Origin of the sequence: Paraburkholderia fungorum (genome assembly GCF_003610895.1) — a bacterium.
GTDB lineage: Bacteria > Pseudomonadota > Gammaproteobacteria > Burkholderiales > Burkholderiaceae > Paraburkholderia > Paraburkholderia fungorum_B.
In genome coordinates this window covers 83,446-91,092 of sequence record NZ_MCAS01000030.1, presented here as the reverse complement: position 1 = coordinate 91,092, position 7,647 = coordinate 83,446, and the positions used below count along the sequence as shown (strand labels likewise).

4 protein-coding genes are annotated in these 7,647 nt (G+C 62.2%); 1 reads left to right on the top strand and 3 read right to left on the bottom strand.

The features are described 5' to 3' along the window. Positions 1–1,057 precede the first annotated feature (1,057 nt). Positions 1,058–2,029: a flagellar brake protein gene (locus BCY88_RS25505; RefSeq protein ID WP_120346942.1), complete on the top strand. Its 972-nt coding sequence runs from the start codon at positions 1,058–1,060 to the stop codon at positions 2,027–2,029. A gap of 63 nt (positions 2,030–2,092) precedes the next feature. Here the strand turns inward: BCY88_RS25505 and BCY88_RS25500 are convergent, their stop codons facing one another. The 3 genes from BCY88_RS25500 to cobN form a co-directional block, all read right to left on the bottom strand. Further along, positions 2,093–2,683, bottom strand: coding sequence for a vWA domain-containing protein (locus BCY88_RS25500; RefSeq protein ID WP_120346941.1), 591 nt, complete (start codon positions 2,681–2,683; stop codon positions 2,093–2,095). Positions 2,684–2,763: 80 nt separating this feature from the next. Beyond that, on the bottom strand, positions 2,764–3,846 hold the full coding sequence (locus BCY88_RS25495; RefSeq protein WP_120346940.1) for a magnesium chelatase ATPase subunit I: 1,083 nt from the start codon (positions 3,844–3,846) through the stop codon (positions 2,764–2,766). Continuing rightward, positions 3,843–7,643, bottom strand: a complete 3,801-nt coding sequence (gene cobN / locus BCY88_RS25490; RefSeq protein WP_120346939.1) for a cobaltochelatase subunit CobN — start codon at positions 7,641–7,643, stop codon at positions 3,843–3,845. Before cobN ends, BCY88_RS25495 begins: the two co-directional genes overlap by 4 nt. Between the last annotated feature and the right edge of the window lie 4 nt (positions 7,644–7,647).

Genomic DNA, 7,647 nt, shown 5'->3' with positions numbered 1-7,647 from the left:
TTTTCGGTTCAGTTAAGAACCGGTCGCTCACTCAACGTACTGACGAATGATCATCCCATCCGAAGACAGGAAAACCTTCCTTTAATACTAGTGTGAGACTTGATACTTTCGCTTATGCCAGATTCCGAAGAATCCGGCTCGCGCCGCGCATCAAGCGCCCACACTTATCGGCTGTTAATTTTTAAAGATCGAGTACGCATTCACTACCAAACCAGCACCGTGTCGCACACTTCGCAACCACCGGCACCGCTTCGTTCTGCGTCGCTGCATCAGCAGCAGAGAAACGAGATTATGGAGAACGGTCGGCATGTCGTCAATCCCTCTTGTGCAATTATTTTCAAAAAGTTGAGGAACACCAAAACTGCCTCTTGTTTAGGCATCGCCTAAATGCTTAGGCATCCGATTTAATTTACAGTCGATACCAGCGATTGCAATTTTTTGCAAGCGAGGAACGCCAACTCATCGAACGATCCCCCGCCACGAGACACTGAAAGACACAAAGAACCCGGGGGGCAAAAGAAACGACAGAACAAAGAACACCAGGGGAAACAGAAGCGACAGGGGCAACGAGCAAACAGAGGACACGCGGTGGAGCTGCACGCAAACCACAAAGACAAGCAAGGACATCACCATCACCATCACCAACAGCAACAAGTACAAATGCAGTGGAGTAGTTCTGGAACGACTCTTCGGCGCGCGCAGCGCCGCTGGAAGAATGACGCCCTTGTCACTAGCGCCGAATGTGCGAGAACACCGATTCCAGATGCACCACTACCGTGGCTGTGCGGGGGACCCGCTTATGAGCTGGCGGTGTGAGCCGCTTTCTTTGCTTATCTTTCTTTGCGGCGGCAAAGAAAGTAAGTGCCGCCCCGCACAGGGGCAACACTAATAGACCAATAACAAATCAAGGAAAGGCCAACGCCACAAAAAACACAACCAAAACAACCCACCCCATCATGCAAACCACATAAAAACGCAACAAAACCCCCAAACCCCTAAAGCCCCCCACCGCCGTGGCCGTAAACAAGTAATCCAGCCACATATTTAGCATCCGACCATGGAAAACCCAGCAGAAAACCAACCAAAGGCTCAAGCAGAAGAACCGCAACCCACGAACCCAACACCGGCTTCGCCGCCACCGCCTCTAACACTGGACGCAGTCCCCGTAGGCATCCCTCTCGACTGGCCGATCGCCGACTCCGACGGCACCCTCCTCTTCGCGAGCGGCACAATCCTGGCGACCACGGACGAGCGTCAATTCCTGTTCGACAACTTCCACCCATACCGCGGCGACTTGCTGGACCCGGCCACGCAACCGGAACCCCAAAACGATCACCCAGCCGACACCACCGACAACCTCACCCTGAAAGACATGCACCTGACGATAGGCGCATTGATAGGCGTGCGTTCCCAACTCGGCAGTGGCGCCCCGATGCATCCGTGCCGCATCATCGGCTTCGCGCCCAACCACGCGCTCTTCGTCACGCCACCGCTACAGGATGGCCGCATCCTGCCACTACGTCTCGGTGAAAACATCGAGATCGTCGCCATAGCAAGTCATGCTGTGTTTCGTTTCGTCTGCACGGTCGAATCCGTTTGCCGCGCCCCTTTCGATTACGTGGTGCTATCGAAACCCGGCGTGATCCGCCGCCTGCGCGAACGCAAGTCGATCCGCGTCCATGCGCATCTCGCGGTGCGCTTCGGCATTGGCGAAACAGGCGATTCGTATCAAGGTCTGGGTCTCGCCAAAAGCATCAGCGCGCTAGGCATGTCGCTGACCACGCCGTGGACGTTGGGTGCAGTCGGCGAACGCCTGCGCGTTGCTTTCTGCCTCAGATCGGCGGTGCTGCCAACCGAGATCGAAACGACCGCCATCATCCGCAATGTGCAGAAAGGCCGTGCACCGGGTGACCCCTCGACCCATGGCCTCGAATTCGATCAACTCGACGTCACGCAGCAGATGGCGATGAAGGTCTTCGTATTCGACCGCCAGGATGACGTTGAATACTGGTCCAACGGTTTGAAATAAGCACACGAAAAAGCGCACGAAAACGCGCCGCATGGCGCGGGTGCCGCTCAGGCGACCCTGTATTCAGGCAATCAGCTCGTCCGGCGCAAACAGTGCCGCGCCCCATGCATCCGCAAGCGCGCGGCAACGGCCAAGCCGTATCGTCTCCCGTTCGAAATCGACGAATACCACTTCGTCCGCATGACGAGGCCGCGCCGGCTGATCGCCACTGCGGCCGTCGGTCAGGATCCACAGCCAGCGCTGCTGCGCGGGCTTACGCCGGGCGCTGCGCTCCAGTACTTGCGCAGCTTCGCGCACGCCGGACGCCAGCGGCGTGCCACCGCCTCCGCTCACCGGTCTCAGCCACCGGTCGTTCCACCAACGCGGCACGGCGGGACCGAAACGCAGATCGGCGCCAGCACCGCCAAAACACACCAGCGCCGCCTCGGCGCGCGCGGCACCGGCGCGATCGAACAATGCAATCAGCAGACCTTTGGCAAGTGCGAGACGCTGCCCGCCAAGCATGGAGCCGGAACAATCGAGCACGAAGCAATGCAGTACGCCGCCCCGTGGCGCCTCGCGCACGAAGCGCAGGTGCTCGGCGCGCAACGCGTCCCGACGCATCGCGGTGAGTGTCGGCAGCCACGCAATGCGCTTACCCGGCGCACCTTGCAAACGGCCGCGCGAACCTGCGCCAGCGCCTTGCAGCCATCGAAAACCGCTGCGCGAGTCAGCGGCGGCACCCTTCCGATGGCTCAGCGTTTTTTTGCGTCGAGCGCAATGACGCCTTTGACCTGCGCGACGCCGGCGGGCTGCGGCGGCAAGTAGCCCCAATCGCTGTCGCCGGCAGCGGCCCCTGGCGCCGCATCTTGCGAAGTTTGTGAAGTTTGTGAAGCTTGCGAAGGCGTGGTATCCGCATGGCCGGCCGTCTGCCGCGGCGCTTCGTGCTCAGGTGCGTCGCCACCCGCACGCGTCTCACGATCGTGGCGCCGATGCGCCAGCACCGCCTCAGCGACGCGCCCGACATGCTCCGTCGTGACCGCGGCCGCCTGCTCCAGCGCCGCCAGTGCTCGCGCCGCGCGCAACATCACGAGATCGGCTCGCAAACCATCGACCGCCGCGTCGATGCACAATGCGCTGACATGCGCATGCACGGCGTCGCCGAAGCCCAGTTGCGGCAACGCTTCGCGCGCCGCGCGAATCCGCTGAACATACGTTTCCTGCTGCGGCGCATAACGAACACGAAAACCCTGCGGATCGAGATCGAACGCGAGGCGTGCCTTGACGATCTGCTGACGCACCTGCGGCTCAAAACAGTTCTGCAATTCGACCATCAATCCGAAGCGATCGATCAATTGCGGCCGCAACTCGCCTTCTTCCGGATTCATCGTGCCGATCAACACGAAGCTCGCCTCGTGACTGTGCGAGACACCATCGCGCTCGACGGTATTCACGCCACTGGCAGCCGCATCGAGTAACGCATCGACGAGCGCGTCGGGCAACAGATTCACTTCGTCCACATACAGTACGCCGCGGTGCGCTTTTGCTAGCAAGCCTGGCGAAAAGCGCAGCGAACCGTCGCGCAATACGGTTTCAATATCGAGCGTGCCGATCAACCGATCTTCACTCGCGCCGAGCGGCAGATTCACCCATTGCCCTTCGGGCAATAGCTCGGCGAGTGCGCGCGCCGCGGTCGATTTCGCCGTGCCGCGCGGCCCGCTCACCAGCACGCCGCCCAGGCCCGGATCGACGGCGGCCAGCAACAGCGCCTGCTGCAACGGCGTCTGGCCGATCAGTGCAGAAAACGGGAAAACGGGCCGTTGGATCGCAGCGTTCATGTTTGCATTCCTTCGATCTGCTGCTCGCTCGCGAGCAGATGCTGCTCGACTTGCGCGCGATAGTTGCCGGGTGCCTGCCACAAACCGCGCTGCATCGCTTCGAGCAGACGCTCGCAAATCGAATGCATGGCGTGAGGATTGTGCCGCTGCAAGAACTCGCGTGTATCGGCGTCGTTCAGATAAGCATCGGTGACGAGCGCATATTGATGATCGGCGATCACGCGCGCGGTGGCATCGTAGCCGTAGAGATAGTCGACCGTCGCAGCGATCTCGGCGGCGCCTTTGTAACCATGGCGCTTCACGCCATCGAGCCATTTCGGATTGACTACGCGCGAGCGGATCACCCGCGCGATCTCTTCATGCAGTGTGCGCACGCGCGGCGCCGCCGGGTTGCTGTGATCGGCGTGATAAATCTGCGGCTGATTGCCGGCCAGATGCCGCACGGCCGCGACCATGCCGCCCTGGAACTGATAGTAGTCGTTCGAATCGAGCAGGTCGTGCTCGCGGTTGTCCTGGTTCTGCAGCACGACATCCATCGCGGCGAGACGTGTGCCGAACGCGTGGCGCGCTTCTTCGCCGGCGCTTTTCTGCGTATACGCGTAACCGCCCCACGCCTGATACGCGTTCGCGAGATCGGCGTCGGTTTGCCATTGTTGCGAGTCGATCATGTCCTGCAAGCCCGCGCCGTACGCACCGGGCCGCGCGCTGAATACGCGCCAGCCGGCGCGCTTGCGCGCTTCGGCGGCGTCCATGCCGCGCGCAATCAGCGCATCGCGTTCGCGCAGCACACGCGCGCGAATCGGGTTGAGGTCTTCGGGTTCGTCGAGTTCGGCCACCGCTTGCACCGCGGCATCGAACAGATGCATCACGTTCGCGAAGGCATCGCGGAAGAAACCGGACACCCGCAAGGTGACGTCGATACGTGGCCGGTCGAATACCTCGATCGGCATGATCTCGAAGTCGGTCACGCGATGGCTGCCCGGCGCCCACTTCGGCCGCACGCCGAGCAAAGCGAGCGCCTGGGCGATATCGTCGCCGCCGGTGCGCATGGTCGCGGTGCCCCAGACTGACAGGCCCAGCGCGCGCGGATAGTCGCCCTTCTCCTGCAGATGCCGCTCGATCAGTTGCTGCGCCGACTTCAAGCCAAGCGACCAGGCCGCTTGCGTCGGAATGGCGCGCGTATCCACCGAATAGAAGTTGCGGCCGGTGGGCAGCACGTCAGGCCGTCCACGCGAGGGCGAGCCGCTCGGCCCCGGCGGCACGAACCGCCCTTCGAGGCCGCGCCTCAGATGCCGCATTTCCTGCGGCCCGCAGGCGTCGAGCCGCGGCAGTACATCATTGAGCAGACGTTCGATCACACGTTCGGCTTGCGGCAAGCTTCCTCGTGCGGGCGCCGCATCGGCGGTTTCATCGCCACAAACTTCACGCAGCATCTCTGCGGCCAGCAGCTCCAGACGTTCGCGTGTATCGCCGCAGTGCCGCCAGGGCGCATCGCTCACCTGCTGTAACACATCAGGACGGGGACCGTCCCACGCCGCAGACCAATCCACCGAAAGCGGATCGAACAGATGATCCATCTGCAGATCGCGCGCCAACGCATCGATCAACCCGGCCTTGCCACCCTGGCCATCGCCGATCGGAAAACGCCCCAAAGCCAGCAACGTATCGCGCCGCTGCGCTCCATCGGGCGATTGTCCGAACGTGTGCAGACCATCGCGAATCTGTGCCTCCTTCAACTCGCACAGCCAGGCATCGACGCGCGTCAGCAGCACATCTTCATCGTCCTGACCGTTCGGTTCCGCGAGACTCAGTTCGTCATGCAGCCTGTGCTCGACGATGGTCGCGAGAATCGTGCGCCTCAACAGCTTCGAGCGGCGCGGATCGACCATAAGCGCTTCATAGTATTCGTCGACCTGGCGCTCGAGGTCCTGCAACGGCCCGTAAGTCTCGGCACGCGTGAGCGGCGGCATCAGGTGATCGATGATGACGGCCTGCGCGCGACGTTTCGCCTGACTGCCCTCGCCCGGATCGTTGACGATGAACGGATACAGATGCGGCATCGGGCCGAGAATCAGATCGGGCCAGCAGGCATCGCTTAACGCGACGCTCTTGCCGGGCAGCCATTCGAGATTGCCATGCTTGCCCACATGCACGATCGCGTCGATGCCAAACTGATGACGCAACCAGAAATAGAACGCCAGATACGCATGCGGCGGCACGAGTTCGGCGTCGTGATAGCTCGCGTAATCGCCCTGCTCGCGCGAACGCGAAGGCTGAATGCCGACGAACACCTGCCCGCAGCGCCAACCCGCGATCATGAAACGGCCGCGCCGCAGCGTCGGGTCCTGCTCGGGCGAGCCCCAGCGTGCGTTCAGCGCTTGCCTGGCTTCCACGGGCAACGCATTGAAATACAAAAGGTAGTCGTCGAGTGCAAGGCTTTGCAGCGCGGGCCGCAAGTCACGCACAACCGGATCGTTGGTCACGCCTTCGGTGAGCTTCTTCAACAGCGCGTCGCCGCCGGCGGGCAAGTCGGCGAGACGGTATCCCTCATCGCGCAACATGGACAGAATGCCGACCACCGAGGCCGGTGTATCGAGACCCACGCCATTGCCGATTCTGCCTTCGCTCATCGGATAGTTGGCGAGAATCAGCGCCAGCTTCTTCTGTGCGTTATCGAGCGTGCGCAAACGGCACCAGCGCCGGCTCAATTCGGCGAGAAAGCCGACGCGTTCGAGATCCGGCTGATAACGGACCACATCGACCTGGGTATGCGGGCAACGGTAGGCCAGACCCTTGAAGCTGACCGTTCGCGTGATGATGCGGCCATCCACCTCCGGCAGCGCAATATGCATGGCGATGTCGCGCGAGTTGAGGCCCTGATTGTCCTTGACCCAATCTTCGCGATTGCCGCCGCTCAGGATCACCTGCAGCACCGGCGCGTCGCCGGCGAGCTCAAGCGGCTCGGGGTCGTCGATGGCGGACGCGGCGAATGCGGTGGTATTGAGCACCAGCGCGACATCGTGTTGCGCGCACAGCTGCTGCACGACATCGCGGCTCATCGCATCTTTCAGCGAGGTAATCGCGATCGGCAGCGGATTGATGCTCTGTGCTTCGAGCGCATCGATCAAGGCGTCGAACACCGCGGTGTTGGCCGCCTGCAGATGCGCCTTGTAGAACAGAATCGCGGCAACCGGTGCGCCCTTACGCCAGCGCGCCTGCCAGTCGGCCATCGTCGGCGTATCGCGCCCGGGATGGTAAAGCGTTGCCGCAGGCAAAGCGCGCGGCGGCGCAGGCTCGCGCCCCCAGTCAAACACCCGGTGAGCGATGCAGCGCAGGAACGCCTCGGCATTCTGTGGGCCGCCTTCGCGCAGATAGCGCCATAACTGGTGGCACAGATCGGCGCAGGCCGTGCTGCGCGCGAGCAGGTTCGGATCTTCCTGCAGATCGCCGGAGAACATCGCAAGTGTCTGCTGCCTGCGTTCGGCGAGCGCGACGACCTGTTCGATTCCGTACGGCCAGTAGGCCTCGCCGCCGAGATGGTCGACCACCACTACGCGCGCATGCTGCAACACGTCTTCGACGTAAAAATCGACCGAAGCCGGCTGCCGCAAGTAGGTGACGTTGGCAAGCCGTACGCTCGGAAAACCCTCGCCCAGACGGGGGAACGCGCTCGCGAGCAGCGACAGCGTGGTATCGGCGGAGCTGAGCACCACGATATCGGCGGGCTGCTGATCGATACGGATCACGCCTTGCGTATCGTCGACAAAACCACCCGGCGTGGTGCGCAGCAGATGCATGAGC